The sequence below is a fragment of the Prosthecobacter vanneervenii genome (assembly GCF_014203095.1).
Lineage (GTDB): Bacteria > Verrucomicrobiota > Verrucomicrobiia > Verrucomicrobiales > Verrucomicrobiaceae > Prosthecobacter > Prosthecobacter vanneervenii.
Genome location: NZ_JACHIG010000004.1, coordinates 247901 through 263953 on the forward strand (window position 1 = coordinate 247901; position 16053 = coordinate 263953).

A 16053-nucleotide genomic window follows, 5' to 3' on the forward strand; every position below is an offset into this window, starting at 1 on the left:
CGGGGTGGATTAACAAACGGAGCGGCGGCGCATTCTTGCCACCTTATCACCGGTTCCGGTATTTTCGTGTGTCGTAGCGGTAGCCGGGGGCGGCCGCCCGCCATTTTGGGGAACAAAACCTAAATATATTCCAATGTTTATGGTTGTTGCTCCCGTAAAGAGGTGTGCCACAGTACTTCACTGATGCGTCTTACCAGCAGTTCCAGCACCGCCGCGCCTCTCGTGACGCGCTCCGCGCCGCCCACGTCGCAGGAGCTTACCGTCATGATGCCGTTTGGACGGTATTCCGTGCAGGCGCAGGTGGGCATCGGCGGCATGGGCACCGTGTACCGGGGCACCCAGCTCAGCCTGGGCAGGCCGGTGGCCATCAAGGTGCTGCGTGTGAGCGACGGCTACGACTTCGCCTTTGAAGACCGCTTCCGCAGGGAGGCACGGGCCATGGCCACGCTGAACCACCCGAATATCGTGGCCATTTACGACTACGGCCACATCGGCACCGAGTTCCTCTTCTTCGTCATGGAGTACGTCGATGGCACGGACCTCGGTGACATCATGCGCACCGGCCGCATGACGCGCGAGCTGGCGCTGCAACTGCTGCCGCAGATCTGCGCGGGGCTGGAGTACGCGCATTCCAAGGGCATCGTTCACCGCGACATCAAGCCCGCCAACATCATGCTTACCCGCCAAGGCGAGGTGAAGATCACCGACTTTGGCCTGGCGAAGGATGTGATGCGCGCCCCTTCCATGGTGACGGAGACGCACATGGTCATGGGCACGCCGGAGTACGCTGCGCCGGAGCAGTTCAATGCGCACCGGCACGTGGACCACCGGGCTGACATCTACGCCCTGGGTGTGCTGATGTACCAGATGCTGACTGGGGCGCTGCCGCGTGGCTCCTGGCAGCCGCCCTCCAGCCTGCTGCCCGGGCTGGACCCCCGGCTGGACGCCGTTGTCATCCGGGCGCTGATGACCGACCCCGGGCACCGCTTTCAAAATGTAGGCGACATGCGCCGTGCCATCGAGGCCGCCATGGTGCCAGCCGCTCAGGCTCCCAGCAGGCCCATGCCCGTGGCCCAGCCCAGCGCCGGGCGCATCCTCCTTCTGGAGGACGATCTCATGGTGCGCGATCTGATGCGGCGTGCGCTGGAAAAGGCGGGTTACGAAGTGGTCGAAACGGGAGACGGCAAGGACACACTGCGACTCTACCAAGAGGCCATGCACCAGGGGCAGCCCTACGATCTGGCCATCCTCGACCTCACCATTCCCGATGGCATGTGCGGGCGTGAGACGATGCTCTACCTCCGCCGCATGGACCCGCAGATCCTCGCCATCGTCTCCTCCGGCTACCGGGACGATCCCGTGATGAAAGACTGCGGTGCCTACGGTTTTGCCGCCGCCCTGCCCAAGCCCTACCAGGTGGAGGGCCTGCTGCAGATCGTGAATGGTGTGCTGGCTGTGGGACGAAGGAGGACGCTATAAGCACATTGCCAGCAAGGGCTTCCTGTCTTTAAATAAACGGATGCTGACCCGGCTTAGAATCAAAGGCTTCAAAAATCTCTCAGATGTGGAGGTGTTTTTTGGCCCCTTCACGTGCATTGCGGGTGCAAATGCGGTGGGGAAATCGAACCTTTTTGATGCCATTCGCTTTCTTTCCCTGCTAGCGGATATGAAGCTGGACGAAGCGGCACGTTCTATCCGGGCCGAAGACGATCGTAACGGAGACGTTCGCTCACTTTTCACTAATGACGGGTACGCCGTTGCCAAAGAGATCGAATTCGATCTGGACATGATTGTTCCTCGTGAAGCAGTGGATGAACTTGGACAGACTGGAGAAGCCTCCACTACCTGCCTCAATTACAAGCTGAGGATTGGTTACCGTGAAACTGCAGACGATCGCAGACAGCTTGGCGAACTTGAGCTGTTGTTTGAGGAATTAAACTACATCACACACACTGATGCAAGAAAACGACTGCGTTTTCATCCTTCCAGGGCTTGGCTTGAATCGGTCATAGTTGGCCGTAAAACCAGCAAGCTCATTTCCACGCTGTCTGAAAGTGGAAAAACATTCGTGGTGCTGCATCAGGACGGTGCCGCGCGCACAGGGCTTAATAAACGTGGTGTTGGCTACAAGCGTGTTGCACGGCAGCTTCCACGTACTGTGCTTTCTGCGGGTGATGCGGACAGCCCGACGGTTCTCTGCGCGCGTGTCGAATTGCGCAGCTGGGAATTGCTGCAGCTAGAGCCTTCTGCGATGCGAGAGAGTGACAGCATCAATCAATCAACTGGTGTGGATGCCAGCGGTGCTCACATGGCGGCGACGCTTTATGAATTGGGTCGCATACCACTCATTCCAGGAACCCCGGCTGATCCTGAAGCTGTTTATCAACGGGTAAGCAACCGTCTTTCAGAACTTCTGGGTGATGTTCGTGGTGTTGGGGTTGATGTGGATGAGAAGCGCGAACTTCTTTCCCTCTACTTGGTTGATCGCATGGGGGTCCGGACTCCGGCTCGTTCCCTGTCTGATGGCACCCTGAGTTTTATCGCATTGGTCATCAAACAAATGGAAAGCCGTGGCAACAGGCTGCTTTGCATGGAAGAACCTGAGAATGGTATTCATCCACGCAGGATACCAGCGATCCTGGATCTGCTTCAGGATATTGCAGTGGATGTCTCGTCAGCGGTGGATGATGCCAATCCGCTTCGGCAGATAATAGTTAATACTCATTCTCCATCAGTGGTTCAGCAGGTGCCAGATGAGTCGGTCCTTTTTGCCGAGACCGTTCCGTCATGGACTCCCGGTAGAAAGACTTTTGAGAGGCTCGTTTTTCGTATCTTGCCTGATACTTGGCGCTCCAAGGGTAACGATGACGAGATGATTGTAAAAAAAGCATCTCTGCTCGCATATTTGCGGGTGCCCGGCAAAAGGCGTGAATCAGAAGACGAGGAGCACAAGGAGCGTCGTGTCATTGACAGCGCGTATGTGCAGACAGTCCTTGAACTATGAACGACGAGCAAAGGATGACGCGACGCTTTACACTGCTTGCAGACGGACCTGGAGACGAGGCTTTAATGCCTGTATTGCACTGGCTTTGGAAGGAACATCGTCCTGACGAGTTGTGCATAGGACACTTCGCCGATCTGGAGTACAGCAACCTCAAAAGCCGTGCACTCGAAGACAGGCTTGTGCCAGCACTGGATATATATCCTTGTGATTTGCTGTTTGTGCATCGTGATGCCGAAAGGGAGGGGGCTGAAAAACGAATGAGAGAAATTCAGGCTGCGATGGCTGCTAAGTTGGCGGCAGGCAGCAGTCCTCCTGTCGTCTGCGTGGTGCCTGTGCGCATGAGCGAGGCATGGATGCTTTTCGATGAAAGAGCCATACGCAAAGCTGCTGCGAATCCCAACGGAACGATGCGCTTGCATCTGCCTCCCATATCCAAGGTGGAGCAAATGCCTGATCCAAAAGCCAAGCTTCGCGAATTGCTACAAGAAGCGTGTGGTCTTCCCACTCAGCGTCTTCGTGGGTTTAATGCCTCTCGCGCTGCAAGGCTGGTAACTGAGTTTATCGAGGATTTTTCACCACTTCGTGAGCTTACTGCTTTTGCGCGCATGGAAGCAGAGTTCAAACGAGTGAAGCTTTAACCCTCCTCTCACACCACCCTCACTGCGGCCTGGGATTCCATGGCCTGCCATACGGCGTGCACCACGCGCATGTAGTTCATGCCTTCGCCAAAGTCGGGGCGGGGACGCGGGGCTTTGGCGTCGCGCACGGCGGCGATGAAATCGCGCTCCACCGTCCAGGTGCGTTGTCGTTCCGTGGGAACTGACACGGATTCCAGTTTGCCGCCGCGTTTGCCCAGCTGCAGGTCGTCTGTGTTGAAGTCATAGCACAGCGTGCCCTCGGAGCCGAAGATCCACAGCTTGTCCGTGGGTGCGTGCGCGGCCACGCCGCTGAAAAGCATCGTGGCCTCGATGCCGCTGCGGAATTTTGCCATCACATGCACAAAGTCCGGGATGTCCACCTCCACGCCTGAGCGCTCGGGGATCACCACATTGCCGCGTGCCTCCACCTCCACGATGTGGCCCAGCCACTGCTGCAGCACCTCGGTGTAGATGCCCAGCGTGAGGATCTGGATGCCGCTCAGCTCTGACTGCTGGCGCCAGTGGACGGGCTTTGAGGCATCCAGCCAGGCGTCATTAAAGCTGTGCAGCAGCACCTGGTGCGGTTTGCCGATGGCGCCGTCTTCCAGCAGCTTTTTCACCAGCTCCCCGCCCTTCATGCCGTGGGGTGCGGGGCAGATGGCGGTGACCAGCTCGGGGTAGCGCATGGATGCCTCCCACATCTGGTTGGCTTCCGGCAGTGAGGCAGCCATGCGCGCCTGGGTAAAGACGTGCTTGCCATGCTGGAGTGCGTAGCACGTCATCTCCGCATGCATGTAGGGATGCGTGCCGATCCACACTACGTCCACATCGCGTGAGGAGGCCACCTCCTCCCAGCGCTCCACCGCCTGCGCTTCGGGGGCAAACTCCCGGCAGAAGGCCTCTGCGCTGGCCAGGCTCCGGTTGGTCACCTGCACGATTTGCACGCCGGGGATGGCGCGCAGGCCGGGCATGTGGCGGGATTTGACGATGCCACCGGCGCCGATGATGCCGATGCGGACGGGTTGCTCTGTTGCACTCATGGTCGTATGAAGTGTGGCACCTTTGGAGCCAACATCCAAGCCCCGCATGCAAATCCTGCACATCTTCATCTCCCCCGAGCACATTTATGTGGGCCACCACGGCCTGCCCCCGGGCACCACACCCATGACCGAGGTGCCCGAGGTGGAATGCGTGACCGGCAAGGGGTTGCGCGGCGACCGCTATTTCGGCTGGAAGGAGGATTTCAAAGGGCAGGTGACCTTCTTTGAGCACGAGCAGTACGAGCGCTTGTGCGAGCAGTTCAGCGTCATGGGCGTGCCGCCTTCCGCCTTCCGCCGCAATATCATTACCAAGGGCATCGACCTCAACACGCTCATCGGCACCGAGTTTGAGGTGCAGGGGGTGCGTTTTCTCGGTACACAGGAGGCCGCGCCCTGCCACTGGATGAACCAGGCCTTTGCTGAAGGCGCCGAGGCCGCGCTCAAGGGCCACGGCGGCCTGCGCGCCAAAATCCTCAGCGACGGCACCCTGCGCCCTACTTCATGACACCTCCACCCCTCCCCTTTGCCGCAGCCCTGCTGGCCGGCGGCCGCTCCACCCGCATGAAGCAGGACAAGGCCCTGCTGCACTGGCATGGGCAGGACCTGTGGCAGGCGCAGCTGCACAAGCTGCAGTCCATCGGTGCCGAGCGCGTGCTGCTCTCCTGCCGCAGCGAGCAGCCCCTTTACGTGAGTCCCAGCGAGGGTGTGGAGGTGGTGCACGATCCCGAGGATGTGGATGAAGGCCCGCTGGGAGCCATCACCCGATGCCTGGAGCTGGTGCAGATGCCGCTGCTCGTGCTGGCGGTGGACATGCCCTGGATGACCGCTGCTTTTTTGCGCGAGCACCTTGTGCCGCATGCGGAGCCGGTGACAGGCTGCTTCTTCCGCGGCCCGCATGGAGATGAAACTCTCTCTGGTCTCTACGTGCCCGCCATGCTGCCGCTGATGCAGAAGGCGCTGTGCGAAAAGCACCTCGCCCTGCAGCCGATCATCGAAGCCGCTGTACACTCAGGACTGGCCGTGACTCACCCGCTGGAAGAGGCACAGATGCCCTTCTTCCACAATGTGAACACGCCGCATGATCTGAAGCATTGAGGATGGAATTACCTCAGCTCGTGTCCCAGAATCGCCAGCGTGGCGATGCCTGCCGTCTCGGCGCGCAGTACTAGCGGCCCGAGTGTCACCGGCACAAAGCCAGCCGAGAGAGCCTGCGTTTCCTCCTCGGGCGTGAAGTCTCCTTCAGGCCCGATCAGCACGGCCACGCTGTTTGGCTTGGCCACAGACAGCGCCTGCTTGAGCGTGCGCGTGTGCTCGCTCAGCGCCGGGATGAGCTTGCATTCGGCCTCAAACTTCAGCGTCTTGGAAAAATGCACCGGTGCATGCAGCTCCGGCACAAAGGGTGTGTGGCACTGCTTGGCACTCTCGATCATATGCCGACGCCACTTGGCCAGCTTTTTCTCCGTCTGCGCTGCATCCAGATGAATCACGGTGCGCTCGGTGATGACGGGTTGGATGCTCGCAGCCCCTAGCTCCACCGCCTTCTCCAGCAGCCACTCAAAGGGCTCCGCCTTGATCAGCGCGGGCAGCAGATGGATCGAGGTGGCAAAGGGAGGCACCGCGCTCTCGCTGAGAATGCGCGCCTGCACCTCGGCTTTGGAGACGTGCGTGATCTCGCACACGGCCACGCGGCCTGCGCCGTCAAAGATCTCGATGCTGTCGCCGGGTTGCTTGCGCATCACCCGGCCGCAGTGCTGCGCCTCATCACCGGTCAGGGTGAGATGAGGCACGGTCCATTCGGAGGCAGGAAGATGAAAGCGCGGCAGGGACATGTCAGCGCTTCATGAGGGCTTCGATCTCATCCGCCTCGATGGGGATGTGCGCCATGAGGTCGATGTTTTCCTTCTCGCCGATGAAGATGTTGTTCTCCAGGCGCACACCCAGCTTCTCCTCGCGGATGTAGATGCCGGGCTCCACGGTGAAGACCATGCCGGGCTGCACGGGTTTCCACATGTGGCCCACGTCATGCACGTCGATACCCAGCGGGTGGGAGGTCCCGTGCGGGAAGTATTTTTTATATGCGGGCTTTTCGGGATCCTGCTTGGCCACGTCTTCTTTCGTGATGAGGCCCAGCCCCAGAAGCTCCTGCTCCATGAGCTTGCCCACCTGCTCCTGATAGTCGCGGATGATGATGCCCGGGCGCAGGATCTTGCAGCACTCCTTGAAGACGCGCAGCACTGCGTCATACACCTGGCGCTGGCGCGGGGTGAACTTGCCGTTCACCGGGATCGTGCGCGTCAGGTCTGCGTTGTAGTTGCCGTAGTTGGCGGCCACATCCAGCAGCAGCATCTCGCCGTCCTGGCACTGGCAGTGGTTGGTGATGTAGTGCAGCACGCAGGCATTGGCCCCGGTGGCGATGATAGGCGTGTATGCAAAGCCGCGGGCACGCTGACGGATAAACTCGTGGCAAAGCTCCGCCTCGATCTCAAACTCATGCACGCCGGGCTTCACAAACTTCAGCAGGCGGTCGAAGCCATCTCCCGTGATGCGGATGGCCTCGTTCAGCGCGGTGATTTCATGCGGGCTCTTGATGACGCGCAGCTCGTGCATCAGCTGCGCCAGGCGGTGATAGCGGTGCAGCGGGTACTCATGCTGGCAGCGCCGCGTGAAGCGCATCTCCCGCGTCTCCGTGGGGATGGTGGCGCGCGCGTGCTCGTTGGAGTTGAGGAAGACGTGGTCCGCCTGGCACATGACGGAGCGGAACTGTGTTTCAAAATCCTCCAGCCAGTGCACGCGCTTGATGCCGCTGCGCTCCATGGCCTGCGCCTTCGTCAGCTTTTCGCCCTCCCACACAGCGATGTGTTCGTTCGTTTCCCGCACAAAGAGCATCTCGCGCTGCTTTGGGTCTGCGGCATCGGGAAACAGCACGAGGATGGTCTCCTCCTGGTCAATGCCGCTCAGGTAGAACTGATCGCTGTTCTGGATGAAGCTCAGTGAGCCGTCCGCATTCGTCGGCAGCACGTCATTGGCATGCACAATCACCACCGACTGCGGCGGCAGCTTGGCGTAGAGGTGCTCACGGTTCGAGACAAACAGTTCGGCGGGCAGTGGTTGGTAGCGCATAGGAAGGTAGGGCAAGCGTCCTGCTTGCGGCAGCGCCGAAATTGCACGCGGCTTCGCAATTGCACCACCTTATTTCGCCAGCACTGCCTTCGGCGGGTGGCGATCGGCGTGGATCCATTGCTGGGTCTCAGGCCAGAAGACTTCCACGGGCAGGGCAAAGGTGGTCACGCGGTCCACGCGGGCGATGTTGATGCCCACGATCTTGCCCTCCAGCGTGGCGACCGGGCCGCCCATGTCTGTGGGCAGCAGGGGGATGTCGTGCTGCAGGACTTCGGGGAAGTTGTCGTTGCGCAGGGAGACGCCGCCGTTGGCAAAGTCCTCGCCGTTCCAGTTGTCCAGCACCTTGGTGCGGCTGGCCAGGCGCACGCGGCAGGTTTCCTCCTGCTTCTCGCGCTGAATGCGCAGCTCCAGGGTTTCGCCCGGCTGTCGCTGTTTGATGATGTCATGCACGCGCTGGAAATCAGACGCGTTTTCTCCTGCGATGCTCAGCAGCACATCCCCCTCCTTCAGGCCGGCGGCTTCGGCGGGGCTGTCGCTGGCCACGCCGACGATGCGTACTCCCTTGCCGGCTTTGGCGGGCTTTTCCTCCATGCGGATGCCCATGGCGGCGCCTTCGCCACGAATGCGGCGGGTCCGGGCGCTGACGATGCCCAGGCGTGTCTCCGTGCCGGCATGGGCCACACTGCACAGCCATTGCCCCAGCGGCAGGGTGCGCGCGGCAGCCTCGAGTGATGCCGGATGCAGGCCGGTGATGCCCACCGCCTGGGCCAGCACCAGGTCCAGGCGGGGCTCGCGGTGCACCTCACGGAGGTCGGCTTTGCGCCCGTCGCTGAACTTGATGCGCGTTTTCTCTAGATCCGGCACCTCGCTGGCCTTCATGAGGACATACCCGTCATTTCCGACAATGGTGGCGGTGCCAATCGTGCGGCCCAGCAGGCTCTCCACACGGGCGGCGCATCCGACCGTGTGAGGCTTGAGATTTTCAATGGCTGCCAGGGTGTGTTTGCCGTTTGTGCGGTCTTCAGGTGGCAGCGTGGGGCGGGAGGGGTCGGCATGCAGCAGCGGGTTGAGCAGGAGAAGAAAGAATGCCGGAAGCTCCAGCGCACAAATCAGGGCCGGTCGCTTGCTGGCAGAGCTGGTGTTCCCCTTCGTCATTCAAATGTGCTCGTTCGTCATGGCTTGCCTACTGCCCTTCATCCTGGGGCTTTTGCGCCAGCTTTACGGAGATTTCATGCTCCTTGCCCTGGGTGCGCAGCTTGAGCTTCAGCTGATCACCCGCAGCCCGGGCGCGTACGGTGGCGCTGAATTGCTGCTGGTCCGTCATGGGGTCGCCATTCACACTCAAAATTACATCTCCAGTGCGGATGCCAGCTTTCAGGGCGGGCGAGCCCTCGATCACATCTGCCACGGCCACCTCCAGGTCATCGCTCATCACGGTGGCCACTCCCAGGTAACCTCCGGCGCCGACGCCCCAGGTCTTGATCACCTGGGACTTCTGCATCGCATCCCAGGAGCGCAGAAAGGGAGCCATGGAGACGTGTACGTTCTGGTCCCGGCCTTCCCAGATCTGGCTGTGGATGCCGATGACCTCGCCGTTGAAATTGAAAAGCGGTCCGCCCGAGTCGCCACCCATCAGCACGCAGTCGCTGTGCAGGCCGTTGGCGGTCTGCTTGATGATTTTGCCCACGCGCAGAACGGGGCCTCGCGCCTTGTCAAAGCCGCCGGGATGCCCCAGCGCAAAGCACCACTCACCGGGCTGCGCCTTGGTCACCTCGCGGCTCAGATTCACAAAGGGCCAGGGCTTGCCCCGGTCTTTCAGACGGGCCAGCGCGGCGTCGGTCGTCTTGTCCAGGCCCAGAGATTTGGCTGTGGTCACGCTGCCGTCTTCCAGCACCACTTTCAGGTCCCGGCCGGGCTTGTCGGGCACATGGGCGGCAGTCAGCACCAGACCGTCGGCGGAAATGATGACCCCACTGGCCGTGCCGTTCCCCGCCTGGATGGCCACCACTGCCTGACGTACGCGGGGCAGGAGCTGCTGCACCTCCTGCTGGATGTGCTGGAGGGTGGCGATGTCCGTCAGCGTGGCAGGGGGCGCATCTGCGGCCGCCAGCGTGGAGGCAAAAAGGCCCGCCGCTACGATCATCGTAGCGGCTTTGCAGGCCGGGAAGGTGCCAAGAGGGAACATTGCGCGTCGCGGATTTTACGTTCTCCCGCCCGGCAGGTCAAACTGCGATCATATAGGGGGAATCTGCGGTTGAATACGGTGCCGGGCTGCGCTTCTCTCATGCGTCATACCCCCACACATACTGTTTACATGAACTACGACCTCATCGTCATCGGCGGCGGGCCTGCGGGCTACGTCGGAGCCATCCGTGCAGCACAGCTTGGCAAGAAAGTGGCCTGCGTCGAAAACGACCGCGCCGGGGGCACCTGCCTGAACTGGGGCTGCATTCCCACCAAGGCCCTGCTGAAAAACGCCGAACTCTACCACACCCTGACCCACCGCGCCGAGGAGTTTGGCCTCAAGATCGGCAGCGTGGAGTATGACTGGTCCAAGGTGATCGGCCGCAGCCGCGGCGTGAGCGACAAGCTCAACAAGGGCATCGAATTCCTCTTCAAAAAGAACAAGGTGGACTACCTGCGCGGTACCGCCAGCATCCCTGCCGCCGGCAAGGTGGAAGTGACCGCTGCCGACGGCAGCAAGGAGACCCACGACGCGGCGAACATCCTCATCGCCACCGGCGCCAAGAGCCGCCCGATGCCCGGATTCCCCTTCAATGGCAAGACCGTGATCGGCAGCAAGGAGGCCCTCACGCTCGCCACGCAGCCCAAGAGCGTCATCGTCATCGGCGCAGGCGCCATCGGCATTGAGTTTGCCTACTTCTTCAACGCCTACGGCACCAAGGTGACCGTGGTGGAAATGCTGCCTGACATCCTTCCCGTGGAAGACACCGAAGTCAGCAAGACCCTGGAAAAGAGCCTGACCAAAGCTGGCATCCGCATCCTGACCAACACCAAGGTCACCGGCACCTCCGAAGACGGCAAGGGTGTGAAGATCAGCGTGGAAGGCGCGGCCAATGAGACCCTCGAGGCAGACGTCTGCCTCGTCGCCATCGGCGTGGCCCCGGTGCTGCCCGGCGGCATCGAGCTCAAGCTCACCGAGCGCGGCTGGCTCCAGACGGACGACCGCTACCAGACCTCGGTCAAAGGCATCTACGGTGCCGGCGACATCATCGGGCCACCCTGGCTCGCCCACGTGGCCAGCTACGAGGCTGTGCAGGCCGTGGAAGGAATCTTCACCAAGCACAAGCCCAAGAAAGTCGGCGTCTTCCCCGGCTGCACCTACTGCCATCCGCAGGTGGCCAGCATCGGCCTCACCGAGCGCGCGGCCAAGGAGAAGGGCCTCAAGTTTAAGGTGGGCAAGTTCCCGTATGTGGCCAGCGGCAAGGCCCTCGCCGCCGCCGAGCCCGAAGGCTTCGTCAAGATCCTCTATGGCGAACCGCACGGCGAGATCATCGGCGCGCACATGATCGGCAGCGAAAGCACCGAAATGATCGCCGAGATCGGCCTCGCCATGAACCTGGAAGCCACCTGGGACGAAATCGAAGCCACCATCCACGCCCATCCGACCCTGTCGGAAATGGTCAAGGAGGCAACGGAAGTCGCCAAGGGGCATCCGATTCACGTGTGATCGGATGACGATCTGATGAGTTCGTTTTCAAACGGGCGGCCGCAAATGGCCGCCCGTTTTTATGCTCTCGGTTCGGTGAAGGCACGACTTCCTGACAAGCACGTCATTTGAATCCCGTATACGTATCTCCGTCCTCCACCATGAACCGTCGCCAGTTCCTCCACGCCGCCTCTGTGTCTGCCGCTTCCCTCGCGGTCTCATCTTGCACCACCACGACCAAGCGTGCGGACAAGCTGATCATCGACACGCATCAGCACCTCTGGGGCGGAGACTTCGTGAACCCTCCGTGGGTCAAGACTGCGCCGGAAGTGCTGCAGCACACCTTCCTCACGCCGGAGTATCAGGAGGCCACTCACGGCCTCAATATAAAGGCCATCTACATGGAGGTGGATGTGGCTCCGAAAGACCACGTCAAAGAAGCCGACGCCATCGTCGCGCAAATCCGCGCGCGCAACACCCCCACCGTCGCCGCCACCATCGGCGGGCGTCCGGCTTCCGCCGACTTCGAAAGCTACGTACAGCGCTATGCTGGCACTGGCATTGTTAAAGGTCTGCGTCAGGTGCTGCACGGCCCCAGCACACCTGCAGGCTACTGCCTGCGCCCGGAGTTTGTGCGCGGTGTGCAGACGCTCGGCAAACACGGCCTCAACTTTGAACTCACCATGCGCCCGACGGAACTGCACGATGCCGTGAAGCTCATCCAGCAGTGTCCCGAAACGCACTTCGTTCTCGACCACTGCGGCAATGGCGATCCCAAGGCCTTCAATCCCAAGCTCGGTCCCGACCTGCCGCGTACCTGCACGGCTGATGGCTGGAAGCGTGGCATCGATGCCGTAGCCGCATGTCCTGGCGTGATGTGCAAGATCAGCGGTATTGTCGCCTTCGTCCCGCCCGGCCATTGGCGTGCCGAAGACCTCGCCCCTGTGGTGAATCATTGCCTTGATGCTTTTGGCCCTGACCGCGTTTTCTTCGGTGGGGACTGGCCGGTGTGCCTGCTTGGCAGTCGCGTACGCGGCTGGGTGGAGGCCCTGGATCAGATCGTGGCAGAACGCCCCTTCAGCCACCAGCGCAAGCTGTGGTCGGGCAATGCGAGCAAGTTTTACCGTTTGTAGATGCCGTTTTATCTGACCGAATTGCGTGATCAAAGTCATTTCTAGTGGCTCCCGGAGGGAGCAGAGAAATTAGCCGGTGGTGAAGCGAGGCTTGCCGAGCGAGAACCACCGGATTGGGTCATCAAATGGGTCAAGTGCCAAGGGCGCATGCCGGAGGTATGCGAGAATCGTGCGCAAACTTATTGCGTGCGCTGGGTGAATGAAAGCTTCTCGCATACCTTCGGCATGCATCGTTGAGGCGTTGAGAGATGTTCCTAATCCGGTGGTTTTCGCTGCACCGCTTCGCGGTTTCGCTTCACCACCGGCTAATCTCTCTGGTCCCTTCAGGACTTCATGCAGCAGAGCGGTTTATGTGACGTGTGATTTTCTTCTCAATCCAGCGTCTGCCTGTACCTCAGCACGCCCACGATCAGCGCCACGATCGCAAACAGCCCGATTTGCCAGAGCTGCAGCGAGATGTCCGCAAAGGTGTTCCCCTTCAGCAGCACTCCACGCACGATGCGCAGGAAGTGCGTGAGCGGCAGCACCTCGCCGATTGCCTGTGCCCACTGCGGCATGCCGCGGAAAGGGAACATGAAGCCGGAGAGCAGCAGCGAAGGCAGGAAGAAAAAGAACGAGCCCTGCACCGCCTGAAGCTGATTGGTGGCCAGTGTGGAGAAGGTGATGCCCACCGCGAGATTGGCCGCGATGAAAACAAACGCGGCCACAAACAGCAGCCCGATGTTCCCCACAAACGGCACATGAAACAGAAAGTGCGCCGCTAGCAGGATCAGCACCACCTGGATGTAGCCCACAAACAGGTAGGGGATGATCTTGCCCAGCAGCACCTCAAACGGGCGCGTCGGCATTGATAGCAGGTTTTCCATTGTGCCGCGCTCCCGCTCTCGTGTGATCGCCAGCGCGGTGATCATGACCATCGTCATCGTCAGCACCACGCCCATGAGGCCGGGCACGATGTTGTACTGCGTGATGGCCTCGGGGTTGTACAGCGCGTGGATGCGCAGATCGATGGGCGCATCGCTTTGCGCCAGGTAGGACAGCGGCCCCTTGAAGTCATTCATCAGCGCCGTGGTCAGCAGCGGGCGCAGGATGTTGATGGCGTTGCTCGTGGCCGCTGGGTCCGTGGCATCCGCTTCGATGAGCACCGTCGGCTTGTCGCCGCGCATCAGGTCGCGTGAGAAATCCTGCGGGATGGTGATGACAAACTGCACCTCGCCATGCTCCAGCACCTCGCGCGCCTCGTCCTCGCTCTGCACCTGCCGCACAAACTCGTAGTAGCCGCTGTTGCGGATGGCGCTGAGCAGCGTGCGTGCCTGCGGGCCGTGGTCATTCACCAGCACCGCGGCGGGCAGGTGCTTGGGGTCGGAATTGATGGCGTAGCCAAACAGCGTGAGCTGCAGCAGCGGAATGCCCACCATCATGCCAAACGTCACGCGGTCCCGCCGCATCTGGATGAACTCCTTGATGATGATGGCCAGGAAGCGGGTGATGGAAAAGTAGCGCTTCATGCGGCAGCGAAGTTGTCCTTCGATTGATCCATCAGGTGGATGAACACGTCCTCAAGGCCGGAGCGGATCAGTGTCCATTCATGATCTTTGCGGAAAGGCGCAATCGCCTGGTCCAGCGCCGACGCATCTCCACCGCTGACATGCAGCGAAGTGCCAAAGGCCACCGCCTGATGCACGCCCGGCTTTCCACGGAGCGCCCAGGCAAGCTTCAGCAGATCGCCGCCCTTGACCTGCCATGTCGTCAGGTGCGCGCTATCAATCACCTGCTGCACCGTGCCATGGGTGAGCAGATCGCCATACGCGATGTAGGCCAGCCGATGGCAGCGCTCGGCCTCGTCCATGTAGTGCGTGGTGATGAGAAACGTCAGCCCCTCAGCGGCTAGCTGGTGGATTTGCTCCCAGAAATCGCGCCGCGCCTTCGGGTCCACCCCGGCGGTGGGCTCGTCCAGCAGCAGCAGCTTGGGCTCATGGATGAGACAAGCCGCCAGTGCCAGCCTCTGCTTCCAGCCACCGGACAACTGACCCGCCAGCTGGCGGTCGCGTCCGGCCAGACCCAGGCGCTCGATGGAGGCGGCCACCGCCTCTTTGCGGTTCTTCACGCCATACATGCGCGCCACAAAGTCCAGATTCTCGCGAATGCTCAGGTCCTCGTAAAAGCTGAAGCGCTGCGTCATGTAGCCCACCTGCTTTTTGATTTCCTCGCTCTGCTTGATCACATCAAAGCCCAGGCACGAGCCGCTGCCGCCATCGGCCTTCAGCAGGCCGCACAGCATGCGGATAAAGGTGGTCTTGCCACTGCCATTGGGTCCTAGAAAGCCGTAGATCTCGCCGGTGCGCACCTGCAGGTCGATCTGGTTCACGACCGTGCGCGTGCCGAATCTCTTCGTCATGCCCTTCACGTCGATGGCCAGATTTTCGCTCATCATTTTAGGGGGCGAATTCCACATCCACCGGCTGTCCTGGATGCAGCGTGGCCGCTACGGCATCGTCAAAGCGCAGCTCGATCATGAAGACCAGCTTGCTGCGGTTTTCCTGGCTGTAGATCACCGGTGGTGTGTACTCGGCCTGTGGGGCGATGAAGCTCACCTTTGCATTCAGCGCTTCTGCCGCGCCATCCAGATGCACCTTCACCGCATCGCCCACCTTCAGCTTTGCCAGCCTTGTCTGCGGCACAAAGGTGCGCACCTTGATGTTGGCCGGCGGCAGCAGGGACACCACGGGCCGGCTTGCCGCCACCATCTCTCCCTCGCGATACAGCGTATCATTCACCACGCCGGCCTGCGGGGCGCTCTGCTGCTTTTGGGAGAGATCCCACGCCGCCTTGGCCAGCGTAGCCTCGCGTGCCTTCACCTCCGCTTCCAGTGCAGCGACAGCATCGCTTCGCATGCCCAGATTAGCGGTCTTCAAATCCGCCTCCAACTGCTCCACGCGTTTGTGGTTTTGAATGTTCGCGCTGCGGGCCTGGTCCGTGCTGTCCACCGCCACCGCGCCCGACTTCGTCAGCTCCATCTGTCGCGCAAACTCGATCTCCGCCAGAGCCGAGGCCTCGCGCGCCTGCTTCAGCTGTGCCTCCAGAGATGCGATCTCGGTTGGCCGCTTGCCTTTCTTCGCATCTTCCAGCGTGTTCTTCGCCTGCTGCAGTCGTTGCGCCGCTTCATCACGCACCGCCGTCTCCGCGACATCCTCCAGCGCAAACAGCACATCCCCCAGCTTCACCTGCGCACCACGCTGAACGTTCAGCTTCGTCAGCTTGCCACCGAGTGGCGCAGACACATACACAAACTCACCTTCCACATAACCTTGCAGCACATTCGACGGTGGCTTCTCACAGCCACACAGCCCGAGGATAAAGACCAGGACGCCGAGGGAGAGAAACAGCTGCTTCATGGAAAAAGTGGAACGGGACAGCAGTTATCCCGTTCCGGCTAGGATGCAAGGAG

At 61.1% G+C, this 16053-nt stretch carries 15 protein-coding genes; 7 read left to right on the top strand and 8 right to left on the bottom strand.

Translation table 11 applies throughout. The annotated features are described in order from the left end of the window. Positions 1 to 183: 183 nt before the first annotated feature. Genes HNQ65_RS11130 through HNQ65_RS11140 form a run of 3 tightly spaced genes read left to right on the top strand, consistent with a single transcriptional unit; the run spans position 184 to position 3642 of the window. Entirely contained in the window at positions 184 to 1479 is a 1296-nt protein-coding gene (locus tag HNQ65_RS11130) for a protein kinase domain-containing protein (RefSeq protein ID WP_184339600.1), read from the top strand. Further along, positions 1442 to 3004, top strand: coding sequence for an AAA family ATPase (locus HNQ65_RS11135; RefSeq protein ID WP_221306128.1), 1563 nt, complete (start codon positions 1442 to 1444; stop codon positions 3002 to 3004). The genes HNQ65_RS11130 and HNQ65_RS11135 overlap by 38 nt, the downstream gene beginning before the upstream one ends. Beyond that, positions 3001 to 3642: a hypothetical protein gene (locus HNQ65_RS11140; protein ID WP_184339601.1), complete on the top strand. Its 642-nt coding sequence runs from the start codon at positions 3001 to 3003 to the stop codon at positions 3640 to 3642. The genes HNQ65_RS11135 and HNQ65_RS11140 overlap by 4 nt, the downstream gene beginning before the upstream one ends. Positions 3643 to 3650: 8 nt before the next feature. Here HNQ65_RS11140 and HNQ65_RS11145 read toward each other — a convergent pair whose 3' ends face one another. Further along, positions 3651 to 4682 carry a Gfo/Idh/MocA family protein gene (locus tag HNQ65_RS11145; RefSeq protein ID WP_184339602.1) on the bottom strand — a complete coding sequence of 344 codons (1032 nt, stop codon included), beginning with the start codon at positions 4680 to 4682 and terminating at the stop codon, positions 3651 to 3653. Between the two features lie 46 nt (positions 4683 to 4728). Here HNQ65_RS11145 and HNQ65_RS11150 point away from each other — a divergent pair, with 46 nt between their 5' ends. Both HNQ65_RS11150 and mobA read left to right on the top strand, forming a co-directional pair. Next, the gene (locus tag HNQ65_RS11150; RefSeq protein ID WP_184339603.1) at positions 4729 to 5187 is read left to right on the top strand and encodes an MOSC domain-containing protein; all 459 of its coding nucleotides are present in this window, start codon (positions 4729 to 4731) and stop codon (positions 5185 to 5187) included. Beyond that, complete coding sequence (gene mobA / locus HNQ65_RS11155; protein ID WP_184339604.1) at positions 5184 to 5777, top strand: molybdenum cofactor guanylyltransferase; 594 nt, start codon at positions 5184 to 5186, stop codon at positions 5775 to 5777. The genes HNQ65_RS11150 and mobA overlap by 4 nt, the downstream gene beginning before the upstream one ends. Positions 5778 to 5785: 8 nt before the next feature. Here the strand turns inward: mobA and HNQ65_RS11160 are convergent, their stop codons facing one another. The 4 genes from HNQ65_RS11160 to HNQ65_RS11175 form a co-directional block, all read right to left on the bottom strand. Then, positions 5786 to 6511 carry a 16S rRNA (uracil(1498)-N(3))-methyltransferase gene (locus tag HNQ65_RS11160; protein ID WP_184339605.1) on the bottom strand — a complete coding sequence of 242 codons (726 nt, stop codon included), beginning with the start codon at positions 6509 to 6511 and terminating at the stop codon, positions 5786 to 5788. 1 nt (position 6512) lies between these two features. Next, a complete protein-coding gene (locus tag HNQ65_RS11165) occupies positions 6513 to 7802 on the bottom strand; it encodes an aminopeptidase P family protein (protein WP_184339606.1) in 1290 nt (429 codons plus the stop codon). Between the two features lie 69 nt (positions 7803 to 7871). Continuing rightward, positions 7872 to 8957 carry a S1C family serine protease gene (locus HNQ65_RS11170; protein WP_184339607.1) on the bottom strand — a complete coding sequence of 362 codons (1086 nt, stop codon included), beginning with the start codon at positions 8955 to 8957 and terminating at the stop codon, positions 7872 to 7874. Positions 8958 to 8985: 28 nt separating this feature from the next. Next, on the bottom strand, positions 8986 to 9987 hold the full coding sequence (locus tag HNQ65_RS11175) for a S1C family serine protease (protein WP_184339608.1): 1002 nt from the start codon (positions 9985 to 9987) through the stop codon (positions 8986 to 8988). A 99-nt stretch (positions 9988 to 10086) separates the two neighbouring features. On the opposite strand from HNQ65_RS11175, the gene lpdA reads away from it, so the two are divergent. Both lpdA and HNQ65_RS11185 read left to right on the top strand, forming a co-directional pair. Beyond that, entirely contained in the window at positions 10087 to 11493 is a 1407-nt protein-coding gene (lpdA, locus tag HNQ65_RS11180; protein WP_246438148.1) for a dihydrolipoyl dehydrogenase, read from the top strand. A 140-nt stretch (positions 11494 to 11633) separates the two neighbouring features. After that, positions 11634 to 12605, top strand: coding sequence for an amidohydrolase family protein (locus tag HNQ65_RS11185; protein WP_184339609.1), 972 nt, complete (start codon positions 11634 to 11636; stop codon positions 12603 to 12605). A gap of 371 nt (positions 12606 to 12976) precedes the next feature. Here the strand turns inward: HNQ65_RS11185 and HNQ65_RS11190 are convergent, their stop codons facing one another. Genes HNQ65_RS11190 through HNQ65_RS11200 form a run of 3 tightly spaced genes read right to left on the bottom strand, consistent with a single transcriptional unit; the run spans position 12977 to position 16000 of the window. Beyond that, positions 12977 to 14113 (bottom strand): ABC transporter permease, encoded by a 1137-nt coding sequence (locus tag HNQ65_RS11190; protein WP_184339610.1) that lies wholly within the window; start codon positions 14111 to 14113, stop codon positions 12977 to 12979. After that, positions 14110 to 15036 carry an ATP-binding cassette domain-containing protein gene (locus tag HNQ65_RS11195; protein ID WP_184339611.1) on the bottom strand — a complete coding sequence of 309 codons (927 nt, stop codon included), beginning with the start codon at positions 15034 to 15036 and terminating at the stop codon, positions 14110 to 14112. Before HNQ65_RS11195 ends, HNQ65_RS11190 begins: the two co-directional genes overlap by 4 nt. A gap of 4 nt (positions 15037 to 15040) precedes the next feature. Next, positions 15041 to 16000: an HlyD family secretion protein gene (locus HNQ65_RS11200; RefSeq protein WP_184339612.1), complete on the bottom strand. Its 960-nt coding sequence runs from the start codon at positions 15998 to 16000 to the stop codon at positions 15041 to 15043. Positions 16001 to 16053 lie beyond the last annotated feature (53 nt).

Coding starts and splice junctions, on each gene's coding strand:
- HNQ65_RS11130 (WP_184339600.1), top strand. CDS start 184: ATGCGTCTTACCAGCAGTTCCAGCACCGCCGCGCCTCTCGTGACGCGC.
- HNQ65_RS11135 (WP_221306128.1), top strand. CDS start 1,442: ATGGTGTGCTGGCTGTGGGACGAAGGAGGACGCTATAAGCACATTGCC.
- HNQ65_RS11140 (WP_184339601.1), top strand. CDS start 3,001: ATGAACGACGAGCAAAGGATGACGCGACGCTTTACACTGCTTGCAGAC.
- HNQ65_RS11145 (WP_184339602.1), bottom strand. CDS start 4,682: ATGAGTGCAACAGAGCAACCCGTCCGCATCGGCATCATCGGCGCCGGT.
- HNQ65_RS11150 (WP_184339603.1), top strand. CDS start 4,729: ATGCAAATCCTGCACATCTTCATCTCCCCCGAGCACATTTATGTGGGC.
- mobA (WP_184339604.1), top strand. CDS start 5,184: ATGACACCTCCACCCCTCCCCTTTGCCGCAGCCCTGCTGGCCGGCGGC.
- HNQ65_RS11160 (WP_184339605.1), bottom strand. CDS start 6,511: ATGTCCCTGCCGCGCTTTCATCTTCCTGCCTCCGAATGGACCGTGCCT.
- HNQ65_RS11165 (WP_184339606.1), bottom strand. CDS start 7,802: ATGCGCTACCAACCACTGCCCGCCGAACTGTTTGTCTCGAACCGTGAG.
- HNQ65_RS11170 (WP_184339607.1), bottom strand. CDS start 8,957: ATGACGAAGGGGAACACCAGCTCTGCCAGCAAGCGACCGGCCCTGATT.
- HNQ65_RS11175 (WP_184339608.1), bottom strand. CDS start 9,987: ATGTTCCCTCTTGGCACCTTCCCGGCCTGCAAAGCCGCTACGATGATC.
- lpdA (WP_246438148.1), top strand. CDS start 10,087: ATGCGTCATACCCCCACACATACTGTTTACATGAACTACGACCTCATC.
- HNQ65_RS11185 (WP_184339609.1), top strand. CDS start 11,634: ATGAACCGTCGCCAGTTCCTCCACGCCGCCTCTGTGTCTGCCGCTTCC.
- HNQ65_RS11190 (WP_184339610.1), bottom strand. CDS start 14,113: ATGAAGCGCTACTTTTCCATCACCCGCTTCCTGGCCATCATCATCAAG.
- HNQ65_RS11195 (WP_184339611.1), bottom strand. CDS start 15,036: ATGAGCGAAAATCTGGCCATCGACGTGAAGGGCATGACGAAGAGATTC.
- HNQ65_RS11200 (WP_184339612.1), bottom strand. CDS start 16,000: ATGAAGCAGCTGTTTCTCTCCCTCGGCGTCCTGGTCTTTATCCTCGGG.